The organism is Bradyrhizobium sp. C-145, assembly GCF_023375135.1.
Classification (GTDB): domain Bacteria; phylum Pseudomonadota; class Alphaproteobacteria; order Rhizobiales; family Xanthobacteraceae; genus Bradyrhizobium; species Bradyrhizobium zhanjiangense.
Genome location: NZ_CP088150.1, coordinates 9,475,397 through 9,492,227, shown reverse-complemented (window position 1 = coordinate 9,492,227; position 16,831 = coordinate 9,475,397). Strand labels below are relative to the sequence as shown.

17 protein-coding genes are annotated in these 16,831 nt (G+C 65.3%); 11 read left to right on the top strand and 6 right to left on the bottom strand.

Annotation, left to right across the window (positions count from 1 at the left end; translation table 11 throughout):
- Positions 1-29: 29 nt before the first annotated feature.
- Positions 30-971 carry a hypothetical protein gene (locus LRP30_RS44690; protein ID WP_249758938.1) on the bottom strand — a complete coding sequence of 314 codons (942 nt, stop codon included), beginning with the start codon at positions 969-971 and terminating at the stop codon, positions 30-32.
- A 395-nt stretch (positions 972-1,366) separates the two neighbouring features.
- On the opposite strand from LRP30_RS44690, the gene dnaK reads away from it, so the two are divergent.
- The 9 genes from dnaK to LRP30_RS44645 all read left to right on the top strand — a co-directional run bounded on the left by dnaK (position 1,367) and on the right by LRP30_RS44645 (position 8,925).
- On the top strand, positions 1,367-3,268 hold the full coding sequence (gene dnaK / locus LRP30_RS44685) for a molecular chaperone DnaK (RefSeq protein WP_249758937.1): 1,902 nt from the start codon (positions 1,367-1,369) through the stop codon (positions 3,266-3,268).
- A 77-nt stretch (positions 3,269-3,345) separates the two neighbouring features.
- Positions 3,346-3,501 (top strand): hypothetical protein, encoded by a 156-nt coding sequence (locus tag LRP30_RS44680; protein ID WP_245473353.1) that lies wholly within the window; start codon positions 3,346-3,348, stop codon positions 3,499-3,501.
- Between the two features lie 27 nt (positions 3,502-3,528).
- Complete coding sequence (dnaJ, locus tag LRP30_RS44675) at positions 3,529-4,668, top strand: molecular chaperone DnaJ (protein WP_128940753.1); 1,140 nt, start codon at positions 3,529-3,531, stop codon at positions 4,666-4,668.
- 87 nt (positions 4,669-4,755) lie between these two features.
- Positions 4,756-5,355 (top strand): rRNA adenine N-6-methyltransferase family protein, encoded by a 600-nt coding sequence (locus LRP30_RS44670; RefSeq protein WP_091882486.1) that lies wholly within the window; start codon positions 4,756-4,758, stop codon positions 5,353-5,355.
- 163 nt (positions 5,356-5,518) lie between these two features.
- The gene (locus LRP30_RS44665; RefSeq protein ID WP_249758936.1) at positions 5,519-6,097 is read left to right on the top strand and encodes an NAD(P)H-dependent oxidoreductase; all 579 of its coding nucleotides are present in this window, start codon (positions 5,519-5,521) and stop codon (positions 6,095-6,097) included.
- 6 nt (positions 6,098-6,103) lie between these two features.
- Positions 6,104-6,814 carry an orotidine-5'-phosphate decarboxylase gene (pyrF, locus tag LRP30_RS44660; RefSeq protein ID WP_128930474.1) on the top strand — a complete coding sequence of 237 codons (711 nt, stop codon included), beginning with the start codon at positions 6,104-6,106 and terminating at the stop codon, positions 6,812-6,814.
- Between the two features lie 24 nt (positions 6,815-6,838).
- A complete protein-coding gene (locus LRP30_RS44655; protein WP_128930473.1) occupies positions 6,839-7,150 on the top strand; it encodes a DUF1330 domain-containing protein in 312 nt (103 codons plus the stop codon).
- 253 nt (positions 7,151-7,403) lie between these two features.
- Positions 7,404-8,219 (top strand): 4-hydroxy-tetrahydrodipicolinate reductase, encoded by an 816-nt coding sequence (gene dapB, locus LRP30_RS44650; RefSeq protein ID WP_249758935.1) that lies wholly within the window; start codon positions 7,404-7,406, stop codon positions 8,217-8,219.
- A gap of 82 nt (positions 8,220-8,301) precedes the next feature.
- Positions 8,302-8,925: a 2,3-bisphosphoglycerate-dependent phosphoglycerate mutase gene (locus LRP30_RS44645; protein ID WP_128930471.1), complete on the top strand. Its 624-nt coding sequence runs from the start codon at positions 8,302-8,304 to the stop codon at positions 8,923-8,925.
- 193 nt (positions 8,926-9,118) lie between these two features.
- On the opposite strand, the gene LRP30_RS44640 is transcribed toward LRP30_RS44645, so the two are convergent.
- Together LRP30_RS44640 and LRP30_RS44635 are read right to left on the bottom strand one after the other, a co-directional pair.
- Positions 9,119-10,015 (bottom strand): bifunctional helix-turn-helix domain-containing protein/methylated-DNA--[protein]-cysteine S-methyltransferase, encoded by an 897-nt coding sequence (locus LRP30_RS44640; protein WP_128944534.1) that lies wholly within the window; start codon positions 10,013-10,015, stop codon positions 9,119-9,121.
- 54 nt (positions 10,016-10,069) lie between these two features.
- Positions 10,070-10,603: a DUF2244 domain-containing protein gene (locus LRP30_RS44635; protein WP_249758934.1), complete on the bottom strand. Its 534-nt coding sequence runs from the start codon at positions 10,601-10,603 to the stop codon at positions 10,070-10,072.
- A gap of 22 nt (positions 10,604-10,625) precedes the next feature.
- Here LRP30_RS44635 and nth point away from each other — a divergent pair, with 22 nt between their 5' ends.
- Positions 10,626-11,378, top strand: a complete 753-nt coding sequence (gene nth / locus LRP30_RS44630; protein WP_249758933.1) for an endonuclease III — start codon at positions 10,626-10,628, stop codon at positions 11,376-11,378.
- Between the two features lie 21 nt (positions 11,379-11,399).
- Here nth and LRP30_RS44625 read toward each other — a convergent pair whose 3' ends face one another.
- Complete coding sequence (locus tag LRP30_RS44625; protein WP_249758932.1) at positions 11,400-12,140, bottom strand: sulfate transporter family protein; 741 nt, start codon at positions 12,138-12,140, stop codon at positions 11,400-11,402.
- A 193-nt stretch (positions 12,141-12,333) separates the two neighbouring features.
- Here LRP30_RS44625 and LRP30_RS44620 point away from each other — a divergent pair.
- Positions 12,334-13,502, top strand: a protein-coding gene (locus tag LRP30_RS44620; RefSeq protein WP_249757655.1) for an IS3 family transposase whose coding sequence is annotated in 2 segments (ribosomal slippage) — positions 12,334-12,622 and positions 12,622-13,502 — 1,170 coding nt in all. Because the reading frame shifts where the segments join, the coding sequence is not laid out codon by codon here.
- A 197-nt stretch (positions 13,503-13,699) separates the two neighbouring features.
- Here the strand turns inward: LRP30_RS44620 and nikR are convergent.
- On the bottom strand, positions 13,700-14,152 hold the full coding sequence (gene nikR / locus LRP30_RS44615) for a nickel-responsive transcriptional regulator NikR (RefSeq protein ID WP_128930466.1): 453 nt from the start codon (positions 14,150-14,152) through the stop codon (positions 13,700-13,702).
- Positions 14,153-14,333: 181 nt separating this feature from the next.
- Positions 14,334-16,793: a heavy metal translocating P-type ATPase gene (locus LRP30_RS44610; RefSeq protein ID WP_249758931.1), complete on the bottom strand. Its 2,460-nt coding sequence runs from the start codon at positions 16,791-16,793 to the stop codon at positions 14,334-14,336.
- Between the last annotated feature and the right edge of the window lie 38 nt (positions 16,794-16,831).

Genomic DNA, 16,831 nt, shown 5'->3' with positions numbered 1-16,831 from the left:
GAGGGAGCGCATCCAGTTTGTGGATGCGACTACCCTTTCGGCTGGATGCCGTCGCGCACGGCGCGGAAGCGGGTGAAGGCGGCTTGCCACTGGTCGCGCGGGGCGCTGGCGATGATGCGCAGCGAGGCGCCGCCGGTCGAGAAGCGGATCCACTGCACCACGGTCACCGGCGTCTTGTCCTTGCCGCTGACGCCGTCGATCCGGGTCTCGAAACCCTGCTGGCCGTTGATGCGGATCGGCTCGGACATGGTGACGCGCGACTCGCGCACGCCGGGAATCTGCAGCGCCGCCTCCTGCGCAAAGCGGGCGCGGTCGTCGGCCTGCTGCGGGGTGGCACCGATCAGGCCGAGGATCATGAACGGCTTCGACTCATAGCCTGCGCTCTCGTTGCCGTCGGCCAGGATGATGCTCGCGCCCGGCGCCAGCGTGCGGATGTCCTTGAAGTCGGCGAGATCGGTGATCTTGAACGGCATCAGCGCGATCTGCTCTTCGGCCGAGACCCGCTTGCGGGTCACAGTGCTCGCAAACATCTGCCGCACCGCTTCATCGGTGTAGATCTTGGTCGCATTCTCCGGGATCTGCACCGCGACATAGCCGGAGAAGCCGGCGCCCGGCACGATCATCGAATAGCGCCTCACCGGAGTGTCGCCGGACTTGCCGCTTTCGGTGGTGAAATAGGCAAGGCCCGCGGGGGTCTCGATCTTGTCCTGCTTGACGCCGTTCGCACCGGCCGAATTGGAATTGAAGGCGCTCACGACCTCGCCATAGGCCGCAGGCGGCAGCTCGGTGATCAGCACCTTGACGCTGCCGTCCTCGCTCTCGAAGCCCGGAAAGGTTTTTGCCGTGTTGAGGCCGACCAGCGGCACCATTCCGAGGCGCAGGCCGGGCGGGTAAACGGCGTCGGCAGCAAGGGCCGGAAGCGCCGAGGCGACGAGGAGGGCGAACGCGGCGAGGAGGCGGATCAGCTTCATGGGCACTCTGATTGGTTCACATTGAGGCCGTTCGATGGTCGGCCATTGGGCCGCTTTGTCGCGCGGAGCAGCTCTGCTGCGGCTGCCGGCCGGACCGCCTTTTAGCGGGTTTGGCCTTGCCGCAACAGGGTGGGGCGGACTGCCATAGCGGGGGCTCGCCGAGGCCTGAACCTGTTAATATTTCCTCACCCGCAAGGGTGGTTGAGCCCGGATATGATCTTCCAAAACCCGATGTTTTCGCGGCCGAAACTTGCGTTCGGTCCTTGCGGGCCCCTCCCCCCCTCCTATATGAGCCTCAATCATCGCAATATCGCGGATGTTTGATCTTAGGGGGTTTCGGTTCGGGTGCCTTCTGGGCCCAGCCAACCTGCCGCAAAAAGAAGGATATCAGGACCATGGGAAAGGTCATTGGGATCGACCTCGGCACCACGAACTCGTGCGTCGCCGTAATGGATGGCAAGAACGCCAAAGTCATCGAGAATTCCGAAGGCATGCGCACGACGCCTTCGATCGTTGCCGTCACGGATGACGGCGAGCGCCTCGTCGGCCAGCCGGCCAAGCGCCAGGCCGTCACCAATCCCGAGCGCACCTTCTTCGCAGTGAAGCGCCTCATTGGCCGCCGCTACGACGACCCGATGGTCGAGAAGGACAAGAAGCTCGTTCCGTACAAGATCGTGAAGGCTTCCAACGGCGACGCCTGGGTCGAGGCCGACGGCCAGACCTACTCGCCCTCGCAGGTCTCGGCGTTCATCTTGCAGAAGATGAAGGAGACCGCGGAAGCTCATCTGGGCCAGAAGGTCGACCAGGCCGTCATCACCGTTCCCGCCTACTTCAACGACGCCCAGCGCCAGGCGACCAAGGACGCCGGCAAGATCGCGGGCCTCGAAGTGCTGCGCATCATCAACGAGCCGACCGCGGCCGCGCTCGCCTATGGCCTCGACAAGACCAAGGCCGGCACCATCGCAGTGTACGACCTCGGCGGCGGCACCTTCGATATCTCCATTCTCGAGATCGGTGACGGCGTGTTCGAGGTGAAGTCGACCAACGGCGACACCTTCCTCGGCGGCGAAGACTTCGACATGCGCCTGGTCGGCTATCTCGCCGACGAGTTCCAGAAGGAGCAGGGCATCAACCTGCGCAACGACAAGCTCGCTTTGCAGCGCCTGAAGGAAGCCGCTGAAAAGGCCAAGATCGAGCTGTCCTCGACGACGCAGACCGAGATCAACCTGCCCTTCATCACCGCGGATCAGACCGGTCCGAAGCATCTGACGATGAAGCTCACCCGCGCCAAGTTCGAGGCGCTGGTCGACGACCTCGTGCAGAAAACCATCGAGCCCTGCCGCAAGGCGCTGAAGGACGCCGGCGTCACCGCCGGTGAAATCGGCGAGGTGGTGCTGGTCGGCGGCATGACCCGCATGCCGAAGGTCCAGGAAGTTGTGAAGCAGCTGTTCGGCAAGGAGCCGCACAAGGGCGTCAATCCGGACGAAGTCGTGGCGATTGGTGCCGCGATCCAGGCCGGCGTGCTCCAGGGCGACGTCAAGGACGTGCTGCTGCTCGACGTGACCCCGCTGTCGCTGGGCATCGAGACGCTGGGCGGCGTGTTCACCCGCATCATCGACCGCAACACCACGATCCCGACCAAGAAGAGCCAGGTGTTCTCGACGGCTGAAGACAATCAGAATGCCGTCACCATCCGCGTCTTCCAGGGCGAGCGTGAAATGGCGGCCGACAACAAGATGCTCGGCCAGTTCGATCTGATGGGCATTCCGCCGGCTCCGCGCGGCATGCCGCAGATCGAGGTGACCTTCGACATCGACGCCAACGGCATTGTCAACGTCTCGGCCAAGGACAAGGCGACCGGCAAGGAGCAGCAGATCCGGATCCAGGCCTCGGGCGGCCTGTCGGAAGCCGACATCGAGAAGATGGTCAAGGACGCCGAGGCCAATGCGGCGGCCGACAAGAAGCGCCGCGAGGCGGTCGATGCCAAGAACCATGCGGACGCGCTGGTGCATTCCACCGAGAAGGCCCTCGCCGAGCACGGTTCGAAGGTCTCCGAGACCGAGCGCCGCGCCATCGAGGATGCCGTCAGCGACCTCAAGGAGGCGCTGAAGGGCGACGATGCCGAGGCGATCAAGGCCAAGACCAACACCCTGGCCCAGGCTTCGATGAAGCTCGGCGAAGCCATGTACAAGCAGCAGGCCGAGGCCGACGCCAAGAAGGACGCGGCCAAGGACGACGTCGTCGACGCGGAATTCACCGAGGTCGACGACGACAAGAACAACAAGAAGTCCGCTTAAACCCCAAGAGGGTGACGATGCGGACGGCTTGGACCCCAGACGCGCTAAAGGCCTCCTCCCTCGCGGGGGAGGCCAACGTGTCGGGACGGGCGGGCAAGACGCCTGTTACGATCAATCAATTCCCAGCCGTTATGCTCAATGTTGCTACGCTGCCCTCTGCCGCGACGCGTAAGGCCGCCTATATCAAGGCTGCCTATGTCGTCGCGCAGCGGCATCGTTTCGCCCCGACTTGATTCGCGATTGGATAGACCGAGTCCGACATGTCCACGTCCACCAAGCGCTGCTACTACGAGACCCTCGAAGTCGAACGCGACGCCGACGAATCCAAGCTGAAATCGTCGTTCCGCAAGCTGGCAATGAAATTCCATCCCGACCGCAATCCCGGGGATGAAACCAGCGAGGTCAAGTTCAAGGAAATCAACGAGGCCTATGAGATTCTCAAGGACAAGGACAAGCGCGCCGCCTACGACCGTTACGGCCACGCCGCGTTCGAGCAGGGCGGCGGCTTCGGCGGCGGCGGTGCCGGTTTCGGCGCGGGCTTCGCCTCCTCCTTCTCCGACATTTTCGAAGACCTGTTCGGCATGGCCGGACAGCGCAGCCGCGGCGGCCGCGAGCGTGGCGCCGACCTACGCTACAACATGGAGATCACGCTCGAGGAAGCCTTTGGCGGCAAGACCGCGCAGATCGAGATTCCGGTCTCGGTCACCTGCGAGGCCTGCTCGGGTATCGGCGCCAAGGCCGGCACCAAGCCGAAGACCTGCTCGACCTGCGGCGGCGCGGGCCGCATGCGGCAGTCGCAGGGCTTCTTCACGCTCGAGCGCACCTGTCCCGGCTGCCAGGGCCGCGGCCAGACGATCGAGGATGCCTGCCCATCCTGCTCGGGACAGGGCCGGGTCACCCGCGAGCGCACGTTGTCAGTCAATATTCCGCAAGGGGTCGAGGACGGCACGAGGATCAGGCTCGCCGGCGAGGGCGAGGCCGGGGTCCGCGGCGGCCCGCCCGGCGACCTCTACATTTTCCTGTCGCTGGCCCAGCACCAGTTCTTCCAGCGCGACGGCGCCGATCTGCATTGCCGCGTGCCGATCTCGATGGTGACGGCCGCCCTTGGCGGCGAATTCGAGGTGCCGACGATCGAGAAGAGCAAGGCCAAGGTGAAGGTACCCGCCGGAACCCAGTCGGGCCGCCGTTTCCGCATTGCATCAAAGGGCATGCCGGTGCTGCGCTCGCGTCAGATGGGCGACATGTACGTCCAGGTCGTGGTCGAGACCCCGCAGAACCTCACCAAGAAGCAGCAGGAATTGCTGGCCGAGTTCGAAAAGCTCTCCTCCGGCAACACCCAGCCGGAATCCGAGGGATTCTTCGCCAAGGTCAAGGATTTCTTCGGCAACCGGGCGAGTTGACGCGTCTTGACCGTGTCGTCTTCGGCCTATACGTCTTTATGACCATTTTCTGACACGCCGCGTCCCGCGGTCCCGTCCGGTCCTGACATGCCATTGCCATCGTCCGCGCGTGCGTTGAAGAAGCCTCGTCTTGATGACGAGGTGCGCTTTCTCAGATCTTGGATCGAAAAGCCGCTGCACATGGGCGCGGTGATGCCGTCGGGCAAGCTGCTGGCCCGGACCATGGCCCATTACGTCGATATCGATTCCGACGCGCCGGTGGTTGAGCTCGGGCCCGGCACCGGCGCCATCACCTCGGCGCTGATCGAGCGCGGCATCGACCAGAAGCGCCTCGTCCTTGTCGAATACAATCCCGGCTTCTGCGCCCTGCTGCGCGACCGCTACCCGCAAGCCAAGGTAGTGCAGGGTGATGCCTATCGCCTGCGCGACACGCTCTGGAACGTCTTGAGCGCGCCGGCCTCCGCGGTCGTCTCCGGCCTGCCGCTCGTCACAAAACCGATGCTGACGCGGCTGCGCCTCATCCGCGATGCCTTCACGGCGCTGGCGCCCGGTGCGCCGTTCATCCAGTTCACCTATGCGGTGGTGCCGCCGATCCCGAAATCGCTGCCCGGCGTGTCCACAGAGGCCTCGGAACGGATCTGGATGAACCTTCCTCCGGCCCGCGTCTGGGTGTATCGCAAGGACTAACCTGTCGCCACAAACGCGGTGCGCTCCCTCTCCCGCTTGCGGGGGAGGGCTGGGGTGGGGGTGTCTCCACGGTGGGAGACCCCCAGTCGAGAAAGCCCCCCGCCGCGCTTCGCGCGTCGACCTCCCCCGCAAGCGGGAGAGGTGAACGGAGTTCGCCGCCCGGATGTCAGCTCCCAAGATCCTGGTCATTCCCGGCTCGCTGCGCACCGGCTCGCATAATGCGAAGCTGGCGGCGCTCGCAGCCTATGAATTCGACCAGGCCGGCGTCGACGTCACCCGCATCTCGCTCGCTGATTTTCCGCTGCCGATCTATGACGGCGATCTCCAGGCCAAATCCGGCGTGCCCAAGCACGCCATCAATCTCAAGCGCATGATCGGCGCGCATCACGGCGTGCTGATCGTCACGCCCGAATACAATGCTTCGGTGCCGCCGCTGCTGAAGAACGCGATCGACTGGGTCAGCCGCGTGCACGATCTGCACGAGGCGCGCGGCGACGTGTTCCGCAACCGCGTCTTCGCGCTCGCCGGCGCGTCGCAGAGCCGGCTGGGCGCGGCCCGTGCGCTGCAGGCGTTGCGGCTGATCCTGACCTCCTGCCACGCCCATGTGATTGCCAGCCAGCTCACGCTTGCCTTTGCCGATCAGGCCTATGACGATATGGACAGGCTGAAGAACGAGGGCGATATCGCCGCGTTGAAGGAGCTGGTGCGGCAGTTGATCGACATTTCCCAACGCATGATGTGAGGTGACATGACGCCAGCCGAGATCGCCCCCAAGGACCGCCTGATCGTTCCGCTCGACCTGTCGAGCCCGGAGGCTGCCGAGGCGATGGTCGCAAAGCTTGGCGACAGCGTCACCTTCTACAAGATCGGCTACCAACTCGCCTATGCCGGCGGCCTGCCGCTGATCGGCAAGCTTGCCGACACGGGCAAGAAGGTGTTTGCCGATCTCAAGATGCACGACATCGGCAACACCGTGATGCGCGGTGTCGAGAGTGTCGCCAAGCTGGGGGCGACTTTCCTCACCGTCCACGCTTATCCGCAGACCATGAAGGCGGCCGTCGAGGGACGTGGCGGCTCGGGCTTGAAGATTCTCGCGGTCACCGTGCTGACCTCCTACGACGACGACGATCTGCACGCGGCCGGATATCGGCTCGGCGTCTCCGAGCTGGTCGAGGCCCGCGCCCAACAGGCGCAGGTGCTCGGTGTCGATGGCCTCGTGTCCTCGCCCGAGGAAGTGGGCGCCCTGCGAAAGATCGTCGGTCACCAGATGAGCCTCGTCACGCCAGGCATCCGCCCCGCGGGCGCGCCGAGTGGCGACCAGAAGCGGATCATGACGCCGGGTCGTGCGATCGCCGCAGGTGCCGATTATCTCGTCGTCGGACGTCCGATCCTCGAAGCCGCCGACCCCAGGGCGGCGGCCGACGCCATCCAGGCGGAGATCGCGCAAGCGCTCGGCTGAGCAACAACCAGGGAGAGAAGAACAATGGCAAAAGGCTACTGGATCGGGCGCGTCGATGTGAGCAATGACGAGGGCTACAAGCCCTATGCACTCGCCAACGGTCCGATCTTCAAGAAATGGGGTGGTCGCTTCGTCGTTCGCGCCGGCAAGTTCACCACCGTCGAAGGCGCCAGCCGCAACCGCAACGTCGTGATCGAATTCCCGGACTACGAGACCGCGCTCGCCTGCTACAACTCGCCGGAATACCAAGCCAATATCAAGGTGCGCCAGCCGCACTCCATCGCCGAGCTCATCATCATCGAGGGCTATGACGGCCCGCAGCCGTCGGACGGCTGAGGCACGATCTTTCTTACCCTCCCCTGGAGGGGGAGGGTCGATCGCACGCAGCGCGAGCGGGGTGGGGTGATCTCTCCGCTCGGGCACGGTTGGTTGCTGAGAGACCGTCACCCCACCCCGTCACGCAATCTCGCTTTGCTCGATCGCGTGCCCGACCCTGCCCCTCCAGGGGAGGGTGGAAGCACGCCTCTGACCCCCCTCGGTTGCCGGAACTGCCTCCCCCCGCTACAACGGCCCCAGAGAGGATCACATCATGTCCGACATGCGCTTGATTGTTGCTGGGGCTGGCGGCCGGATGGGCCGCGCGCTGACGCGGGCGATTGCCGAGAGCAAAGGCGCGGTGCTGGCCGGCGCGTTGGAGGCGCCGGGCTCGGACTTGCTCGGCAAGGATGCCGGCGTGCTCGCAGGCCTGCCGGCCAACGGCATCACGCTCTCCGCCGACCTCTGGGCGATGTCCAAGGATGCCGATGGCATCCTCGATTTCACCGTGCCGGCGGCGACCATCGCCAATGTCGCGATCGCCGCCCAGCGCGGCCTTGTCCATGTCATCGGCACCACCGGGCTGTCGGCCTCCGATAACGCCGTGATCAAGAGCGTGACCAACCGCGCCGTCGTGGTGCAATCCGGCAATATGAGTCTGGGCGTCAACCTGCTTGCCGCCGTGGTCAAGCGCGTCGCCAAGGCGCTGGACCAGAGTTTTGATATCGAGATCGTCGAGACCCATCATCGCATGAAGGTCGACGCGCCCTCGGGCACCGCGCTGATGCTGGGCCAGGCGGCAGCTAGCGGGCGCGGCATCCCGCTCGACGAACACTCCGCGCGCGGCCGCGACGGCATCACCGGCGCACGCCGGCGCGGCGACATCGGCTTTGCCTCCTTGCGCGGCGGCACCGTGGCCGGCGATCACAGTGTCAGCTTCCTCGGCCAGTTCGAACGCCTGACCCTGTCGCATCACGCCGAGGACCGCATGCTGTTCGCCCATGGCGCGCTCAAGGCGGCGCTGTGGGCGCACGGCAAAGCGCCGGGGCATTACTCCATGGCCGACGTGCTCGGCCTGTCCGACATCTGAACCAGAGCATGATCCGGAAAAGTGCGAAGCGGTTTTCCGACAAGGTCATGCTCAGAACAATAAACTAGATGGAAAGCAGTTGATGAGCGAACGTCTTCTCGTGCTCGTGCGGCATGGCCAGAGCGAATGGAATCTGAAGAACCTGTTCACGGGGTGGAAGGATCCTGACCTCACCGAGCTCGGTGTCAGCGAAGCCAAGGAAGCCGGCCGCAAGCTAAAGGCACAGGGTCTCGTGTTCGACGTCGCCTACACCTCGGTCTTGACGCGCGCGCAGCACACGCTGGACCTCATCCTCGGCGAGCTCGGGCAAGAAGGCCTGCCGACCGCGAAGAACCTCGCGCTGAACGAGCGCGACTATGGCGATCTCTCCGGCCTCAACAAGGACGACGCCCGCAAGAAGTGGGGCGAGGACCAGGTGCTGATCTGGCGCCGCTCCTACGACGTGCCACCGCCCGGCGGCGAGAGCCTGAAGGACACGCTGGCGCGGGCGCTGCCCTACTACGTGCAGGAGATCCTGCCCGCCGTCCTCAACGGCAAGCGCACGCTGGTCGCCGCCCACGGCAACTCCTTGCGCGCCTTGATCATGGTGCTGGAGAAGCTCTCGCCGGAGGGCATCTTGAAGCGCGAGCTGGCGACGGGTGTGCCGATCATCTATCGCCTCAATGCGGATTCGACGGTGGCGTCGAAGCTGGATCTGGCGGGTTGAGCCAGATTTTGCGTGAGGTGCGGTGAGGCCGCGCCTCATACTCGGTGTCGTCCTGGCGAAAGCCAGGACCCATAACCACCGGCCGTCGTTGTTGCAAAGATTGGTGGTGAGCACTTCACGCCACCACGCCTTCCTGGGGTAATGGGTCCTGGCTTTCGCCAGGACGACCATGTGAAGGCAGTTCGCGTATTGCCTACTGCATCCCCACCCGCCCGGCCTCCCAGCCCAGCATCGCCTGCTTGCGGGTGATGCCCCAGTGATAGCCGGTGAGCGTGCCGCTCTTGCCGAGGGCGCGATGGCAGGGGACGACGAACGAGACCGGATTCTTGCCGACCGCAGCGCCGACGGCGCGTGAGGCCTTCGGGCTGTTGATGTTGCAGGCGATGTCGGAGTAGGACACCGCGCGGCCCATCGGAATCTTCAGCAGCGTCTCCCACACCCGCACCTCGAAATCGGTGCCGATCAGGACCACGCGCAGCGGCTGATCCGGCCGCCACAGCTTGGGGTCGAAGATGCGCGCTGCGAGCGGCGCGGTGCCGTCGTGATCTTCCACATAAGTGGCGTTCGGCCAGCGCCGCGTCATGTCGGCGAGCGCGACCTTCTCCTCACCGTGATCGGCGAAGGCGAGGCCCGACAGGCCGCGGTCGGTCGCGATCACGATCGCGGTGCCGAACGGCGAGGGATGGAAGCCGTAGCGCAGCGTCAATCCGGCGCCGCCGTTCTTCCATTCGCCGGGCGACATCGCTTCGTGGGTGACGAAGAGATCGTGCAGCCGGCCGGGGCCCGACAGACCGGAGTCGAGCGCCGCATCGAGGATGCTCGCGGAGTCTCTGAGCAGCCCCTTGGCATGGTCGAGGGTGAGCGCCTGCATGAAAGCCTTCGGCGTGATCGAGGCCCAGCGGCGGAACAGATGGTGCAGCTCATCGGGCGTGACGCCGGCCGCATCCGCCATCGCCTCAATGGTCGGCTGCGCGCGCCAGTTTTCCGAGATGAACGCGATCGCCCGGCGCACGGAATCATAGTCGCGCAGCGCGGCGTTCTGGGGGCCCGGCTTGGCCAGGCGCTGATCATGTATGGCGAGTGTCATCATGACCGGAATGTAGGAGCGGGAAGGGTATGAAACCACCCGATTTCTGATCTGGAATCAGGTGATCGGATTGTAGGTCGGGCCCCGCTTGGCGGCGTTCAGCGCCTCAACCAAGCTTTTGTAAAAGCTCGCTTTTTCGTTCGGTCCCAGGAAGCGGGCGATCTGGATCTGGTGACCGCGCGAGATCAGGTAGAGATGCTCGATGCCAAAATCCTCGTCGATCTCCATGTCGAGCCGGACCCAGAGCGGATTGAACGTCCAGTCGACGACCTGGCCGCGATCACTGATGCGGCGCACGCGCAATTCGGAAGGGGTGACCACGATCTCCTCGCTGGCCCGTGCGGCGCGGAAATTGGCTTTGAAGGCCCACCAGATCACGAGAACGTCGAGCCCGAAGAAGCCCAATACCGGCCAGGCCCCCATCATCAGGAAGGCAAGGCCCGTGACGAAGCTGACAACGCTCAGGAACAGCATCACGGCGAGGAAGCCGGTGCGGTTCAGCGAGCGGTGTGGCGTTAGCAGCGCGGAGAAGATCTGCACTTCGCGCTGATCTTCGGAGCCCTTGCGCTCAATTTCGTTGCCTGTGCTCATCGTCCCTCAGTATATCCCGATCATGGCGAAAATCACCCGCAAGCCGGCTCCGCGTAAAGCGGCCGTGCCGAAGAAGAAGGCAAAACCGGCCGCGGCCAAGCCGAAACCGCCCGCGAAAATGTCGCGCAAAGCCGCAAAACCCTGGACGCCCGCCGAAATTCACGAGGCCTTCAGCCGTTTCCGCAAGGCCAATCCGGAGCCGAAGGGCGAGCTTGAGCACATCAATCCGTTCACGCTGCTGGTCGCCGTGGTGCTGTCGGCGCAGGCGACCGACGCCGGCGTCAACAAGGCGACGCGCGCGTTGTTCGAGGTGGCCGACACCCCGCAGAAGATGCTCGATCTCGGCGAGGAGCGCCTGCGCGAGTACATCAAGAGCATCGGCCTCTATCGCACCAAGGCCAAGAACGTCATTGCGCTATCGGCAAAAGTGCTCAGCGAGTTCGGCGGCGAGGTGCCGCGCACGCGCGCCGGGATCGAATCGCTGCCCGGCGCCGGACGCAAGACTGCGAACGTCGTGCTCAACATGGCCTTTGGCGAGCACACCATGGCGGTCGACACGCATGTCTTCCGCGTCGGCAACCGCACCGGGCTTGCGCCGGGCAAGACACCGCTCGAGGTCGAGCTCGGTCTCGAAAAGGTGATCCCGGCCGAGTTCATGCGGCACGCCCATCACTGGCTGATCCTGCACGGCCGCTACACCTGCCTCGCGCGCAAGCCGCGCTGCGAGGTCTGCCTGATCAACGATCTCTGCCGGTGGCCGGAGAAGACGGTGTGAGACAGTGCCGCGTCGGGCGCGTCACCGCATCTGTCGCGCCGGCTCGATCAGCTCGGGTCGCGAGCCGGACAGCCGCTTGTGCATATGGACCATGAAGGCCATGCCGAAGATCGGCGTCGCCAGATTCACGATCGGAATCGAGACGAAGGCGGCGATGAACAGGCCGGCGGTGAAGATGGTCGCGGCATTGTCGCGCCGCATCGCCTTGGCTTCCGCAGGCGGGCGGAAGCGCATGGCCGCGAGCTCGAAATATTCCCGGCCGAGCAGCCAGGCGGCGGCGATGAAGAAGATCAGGAAGCCGGCGCCGGCGAATAGCACCAGCGGCAGCGTGGCGAGATAGACCAGGATCGTCAGCAATGCGGTCTTGACGCCCTCGAGGATTGCCTGGCTGAACGGCAGCGCGACACCGGGCCGCTCGGCGGGATAATGCTCACGCTCGACGATGTCGGCGACGTCGTCGACGAACAGGCTCGCCACCAGCGAGGTGATCGCGGGCATCAGGAAGATGCCGCCGAACACGACGCCGAGGCCGGCGGCAATCGAGACGATCCACGAGAGGACCTCGAGCGATGAGTGCCAGCCCGGCCCAAGCAGACCCTCGAGCCAGACCTCACCAGAGGTCGCAAACCAGCCGAGGAGCCGCTGCAGGCCGATCGCCAGCACGGTGATCAGCACCAGCGCCAGCCCGATCGATCGCCACAGGATCGAGCGCATCGGCGGCGAGATCATTTGCGACAACGCCTTCACGGCGGCATCCAGCATGGGGCACCCTCTCCCGAAACCACCCGCGAGAGGTAGACATGCAAGGCAGCTTCGGCAAGGGCGGGCGGCTCCGCCTCCGTCGGCTGCGAACGCGGCGCGAATTCTTGCTTACCCTCCCCTGGAGGGGGAGGGTCTGAACCTCCTCCGAATGAGTGGACACCTGTAGTAGGCTCATTGAGCCCGGAGGTGTCGAATGGAACGTCAACGTCGGTCATTTACCGAAGAGTACAAGCGCCAGGCCGTTGAGCTGGTGGTGTCGAGCGGTCGCTCGATCACGTCGGTAGGCAAGGAACTCGGGCTGCGCGACTCGGTGCTGCGGCGTTGGGTGGATAAGGCCGGGCAGCAGCCGGCATCGGCGGCGTGGCGCCCCACCACGCAGGCGACGCCGATGTCGGCGGACCAGGCTTCGGAGATCGCCCGGTTGCGCCAGGAGAACGAACGGCTGCGCATGGAGCGCGACATTTTAAAAAAGTCGATCGCGATCTTTGCCGGAACCCGGACATGAGCTTCCGCTTCATCGAGGACCATCGCGACGCCTATCCGGTACGATTGATGTGCGCCGTGCTCGAGGTCTCGCCGGCCGGCTATTACGCCTGGCGCGATCGCCCGGCGAGTCAGCGGACCAAATCCAATGCCACGCTGCTGGCTGCGATCCGGCAGGCCCATCACGACAGCAGCGGACGCTACGGCAGTCCCCGCGTCCATGCCGTGCTGCGGACGCAGGGCCGTGGCGCCAGCCGCGGCCGGATCGAGCGGATGATGCGCCGGCACGGTATCCGCGCCATCACGGCGCCGCCGCGCCGGGTGCGCACCACCGACAGCCGTCACGACCTGCCGATCGCCCCGAACCTGATCGCGCGCGACTTCACAGCGGAAGCCCCGAACCGCGTTTGGCTCGCCGATATCACCTACATCCCGACCGCGGAGGGCTGGCTGTATCTGGCGGCCGTCATGGATCTCTTCAGTCGAAAGATCGTCGGCTGGGCCATGCGGGATCACATGCAAGTCGAACTCGCATCCGCGGCGTTGACGATGGCCATCCAGCAGCAACGGCCGCAGGCCGGATTGATCCACCACTCCGATCGCGGCGTGCAGTATGCCTCACACGCCTATCGCGACGCTCTCACGGGCGCCGGCATCGTTGCATCGATGAGCCGCAAGGCCGATTGCTACGACAATGCCCCGATGGAGAGCTTCTTCCATACCCTGAAGACCGAGCTCGTTCACCATCGCGACTACCAGACCCGCGCCGAGGCCCAGCGCGATATCTTCGCCTTCATCGAGGGCTTCTACAACCGCACCCGGCTCCATTCCGCGATCGGATATATCGCCCCGATCGAGATGGAGCTAAAAGCCGCTTAAACCCGTCCACTTTTTCGGGGGAAGATCAGGTCGGCACGTGATCGAGCGAAGCGAGATTGCGTGACGGGGTGGGGTGATCTCTCCACTCGGGCATTGTTCGTTGCGGAGAGACCGTCACCCCACCCCGCTCGCGCTGCGCGCGATCGACCCTCCCCCTCCAGGGGAGGGTAAGAGCCGCTAAGCTCTCCTAGAGTAGCCTACTCATGCCGATGACCGTGACCGTGCTTTCGCGCCTTCACGTGCTTGCCCTCGCCGGTCGGAATCATCACCACGCGGCCGTAGCGCACGCCGCGTTCGGCGATGATGTGATCGGCGAAATGCTTGACCTCGGAAGCCGCGCCGCGCAGCGCCGTCATCTCCATGCAATTGTTGTCGTCGAGATGGACGTGCAGGGTCGCCAGCGCGAGGTCGTGATGGCCGTGGAATTCCTGCACCAGGCGCTTTGAGAGATCGCGGGCGCTATGGTCGTAGACATAGACGAGGCCGGCGACGCAGGGGCCGGTCTGCGCGGTGTCCTCGGTGCTCTGTTGCAGGCCGGCGCGGGCGAGATCGCGGATGATCTCGCTGCGGTTCTGGTAGCCGCGTGCTTCCGCCGCCGCGTCGATCTCCGCCAGCAGATCATCCTCGATCGTGATCGTAATTCGCTGCATCAGATGCTCCCTCGCGCGGCGCCTTCTTACCTCGCCCCGCCTGCGGGGAGAGGTCGTAATTCAAGCGTAGCTTGAATTACGGGTGAGGGGGAGCTTCCGCGAATGCAGCTGTTACCGCCTGTGTGGAGATGCCCCTCACCCCAACCCTCTCCCCGTAAGAACGGGGAGAGAGAGTACACCATCACAGTCGCGTCGCACGCAGCCGCAGCGCGTTGCCGACCACGCTCACCGAGGACAGCGCCATCGCCGCCGCGGCGATGATCGGCGACAGCAGCACGCCGAAGGCCGGATAGAGGATGCCGGCCGCGATCGGGATGCCGGCGGCGTTGTAGATGAAGGCGAAGAACAGGTTTTGGCGGATGTTGCTCATGGTCGCCTGCGAGAGCTTTCGCGCCCGCACGATGCCGACGAGATCGCCCTTGAGCAGGGTCACGCCGGCGCTCTCCATCGCCACATCGGTGCCAGTGCCCATGGCGATGCCGACTTCGGCCGCCGCCAGCGCCGGCGCGTCGTTGACACCGTCGCCGGCCATCGCGACGCTGCGGCCGGCCTTTTGCAGCTTGGTCACCACCGCGCTCTTCTGGTCCGGCAACACCTCGGCTTCGACGTCGGCGATGCCGAGCCGGCGCGCCACCGCTTGCGCCGTCGTGCGGTTGTCGCCGGTCAGCATGATGACCTTGATGCCTTCGGCCGCGAGGGCCTTCAGCGCCTCCGGGGTCGAGGCCTTGACCGGATCGGCGATCGCGAAAAGGCCGGCAAGCCGGCCGTCGACGGCCATGTTGATCACGGTCGCGCCGTCGCCGCGCAGCCGTTCGGCTTCGGCGTCAAGCAGCTTGGTGTCGATGCCGATCGACGTCAGATATCTGGCATTGCCGAGCGCGATGGTCTTGCCGTCGACCTTGCCGGTCGCGCCCTTGCCGGTCGGCGAGTCAAAATGCTCGACTTGGCCAAGAGTGAGCTGCTTCTCTTTTGCCGCGCGCACGATCGCGTCGGCCAGAGGATGCTCGCTGGCACGCTCGACGCTGGCGGCGAGGCGAAGGACGTCATCCTCGGCAAAGCCGGCAGCCGGCACGATCGCCACCACCTTGGGCTTGCCCTCGGTCAGCGTGCCGGTCTTGTCGACCACCAGCGTGTTGATCTTCTCCATCCGCTCCAGCGCTTCGGCGTTCTTGATCAGCACGCCGGCTTGCGCGCCGCGACCGACGCCGACCATGATCGACATCGGGGTCGCAAGTCCGAGCGCACAGGGGCAGGCGATGATCAGCACGCTGACCGCGGCGACCAAGCCGAAAGCGAGCCGCGGCTCCGGTCCAAACCACGACCAGGCCGCAAAGGCGGCGATGGCGACGACAATCACCATCGGCACGAACCAGCCGGCGACCTGATCGGCCAGCCGCTGGATCGGCGCGCGCGAGCGCTGCGCGTCGGCGACCATCTGCACGATCTGCGACAGCAGCGTCTCGCGTCCCACCTTGTCGGCGCGCATGATGAAGCTGCCGGACTGGTTGAGCGTGCCGGCGATCACCTTGGCTCCGCTCTCCTTGGTGACCGGCATCGATTCGCCCGTGACCAGCGATTCATCGAGCGAGGAGCGGCCCTCGAGGATCACGCCGTCGACCGGCACCTTCTCGCCGGGACGAACGCGCAAGCGGTCGCCGGCATGCAGCGTATCGATCTCGACTTCATGCTCGCTGCCATCGGCATCGATGCGGCGCGCGGTCTTCGGCGCGAGCTGGAGCAGCGCCTTGATCGCGCCCGAGGTCGCATCGCGGGCGCGCAGCTCCAGCACCTGACCGAGCAGAACCAGCACGGTGATCACGGCAGCCGCCTCGAAATAGACGGCGACTGCCCCCTCATGGCCACGGAAGGTGTCAGGGAATATCTGCGGCGCGACGGTGCCGATGATGCTGTAGACATAGGCGACGCCGGTGCCCATCGCGATCAGCGTGAACATGTTGAGGTTGCGCGTTGCCAGCGACTGCCAACCGCGGACGAAGAACGGCCAGCCGGCCCACAGCACCACGGGCGTGGCGAAGACGAGCTGGATCCAGTTCGACAATGTCTGGTCGATCCAGTTGTGCGGGCCCGCGAGGTGGCCGCCCATCTCCAGCACCACGGCCGGCAGCGCCAGCGCGCCGCCGATCCAGAACCGCCGCGTCATGTCGGCAAGCTCCGGATTGGGCCCGGTCTCGAGGCTCGCGACTTCCGGCTCCAGCGCCATGCCGCAGATCGGGCAGGTGCCGGGGCCGACCTGGCGGATCTCGGGGTGCATTGGGCAGGTGTAGATCGTGCCCGCGGGCATCTCGGGCTCGGGCGCCCCGTCCTTCGCGAGGTACTTGGCGGGGTCGGCGGCGAATTTGGTGCGGCAGCCGGCCGAGCAGAAATGGAAGGTCTCGCCGTGATGTGTGAGGTGGTGCTTCGACGTCGCGGGATCGACCGTCATGCCGCAGACGGGATCGAGAACCTTGGTCGCATCGCCATGGTCATGGGCGTGATGATGGACGTGGCCGGAATGATCGCCGTGTCCGCCGCAGCAGGAGGACGCCGGCTCGGGCGCTGCGGGCTCGGCCTTGGCGGAACAACCGCATCCCGAATGTCCGTCTGCGGCGTCGTGATGAGGCTTGTGTTCGCTGCTGTTCATTTCCATGCTCCGGCCTTGCAACCTATACCCGGTAGGGG

Bases quoted from the DNA above. Each gene is read 5' to 3' on its own strand.
- LRP30_RS44690 (WP_249758938.1), bottom strand. From the start codon at position 971: ATGAAGCTGATCCGCCTCCTCGCCGCGTTCGCCCTCCTCGTCGCCTCG.
- dnaK (WP_249758937.1), top strand. From the start codon at position 1,367: ATGGGAAAGGTCATTGGGATCGACCTCGGCACCACGAACTCGTGCGTC.
- dnaJ (WP_128940753.1), top strand. From the start codon at position 3,529: ATGTCCACGTCCACCAAGCGCTGCTACTACGAGACCCTCGAAGTCGAA.
- LRP30_RS44670 (WP_091882486.1), top strand. From the start codon at position 4,756: ATGCCATTGCCATCGTCCGCGCGTGCGTTGAAGAAGCCTCGTCTTGAT.
- LRP30_RS44665 (WP_249758936.1), top strand. From the start codon at position 5,519: ATGTCAGCTCCCAAGATCCTGGTCATTCCCGGCTCGCTGCGCACCGGC.
- pyrF (WP_128930474.1), top strand. From the start codon at position 6,104: ATGACGCCAGCCGAGATCGCCCCCAAGGACCGCCTGATCGTTCCGCTC.
- LRP30_RS44655 (WP_128930473.1), top strand. From the start codon at position 6,839: ATGGCAAAAGGCTACTGGATCGGGCGCGTCGATGTGAGCAATGACGAG.
- dapB (WP_249758935.1), top strand. From the start codon at position 7,404: ATGTCCGACATGCGCTTGATTGTTGCTGGGGCTGGCGGCCGGATGGGC.
- LRP30_RS44645 (WP_128930471.1), top strand. From the start codon at position 8,302: ATGAGCGAACGTCTTCTCGTGCTCGTGCGGCATGGCCAGAGCGAATGG.
- LRP30_RS44640 (WP_128944534.1), bottom strand. From the start codon at position 10,015: ATGATGACACTCGCCATACATGATCAGCGCCTGGCCAAGCCGGGCCCC.
- LRP30_RS44635 (WP_249758934.1), bottom strand. From the start codon at position 10,603: ATGAGCACAGGCAACGAAATTGAGCGCAAGGGCTCCGAAGATCAGCGC.
- nth (WP_249758933.1), top strand. From the start codon at position 10,626: ATGGCGAAAATCACCCGCAAGCCGGCTCCGCGTAAAGCGGCCGTGCCG.
- LRP30_RS44625 (WP_249758932.1), bottom strand. From the start codon at position 12,140: ATGCTGGATGCCGCCGTGAAGGCGTTGTCGCAAATGATCTCGCCGCCG.
- nikR (WP_128930466.1), bottom strand. From the start codon at position 14,152: ATGCAGCGAATTACGATCACGATCGAGGATGATCTGCTGGCGGAGATC.
- LRP30_RS44610 (WP_249758931.1), bottom strand. From the start codon at position 16,793: ATGAACAGCAGCGAACACAAGCCTCATCACGACGCCGCAGACGGACAT.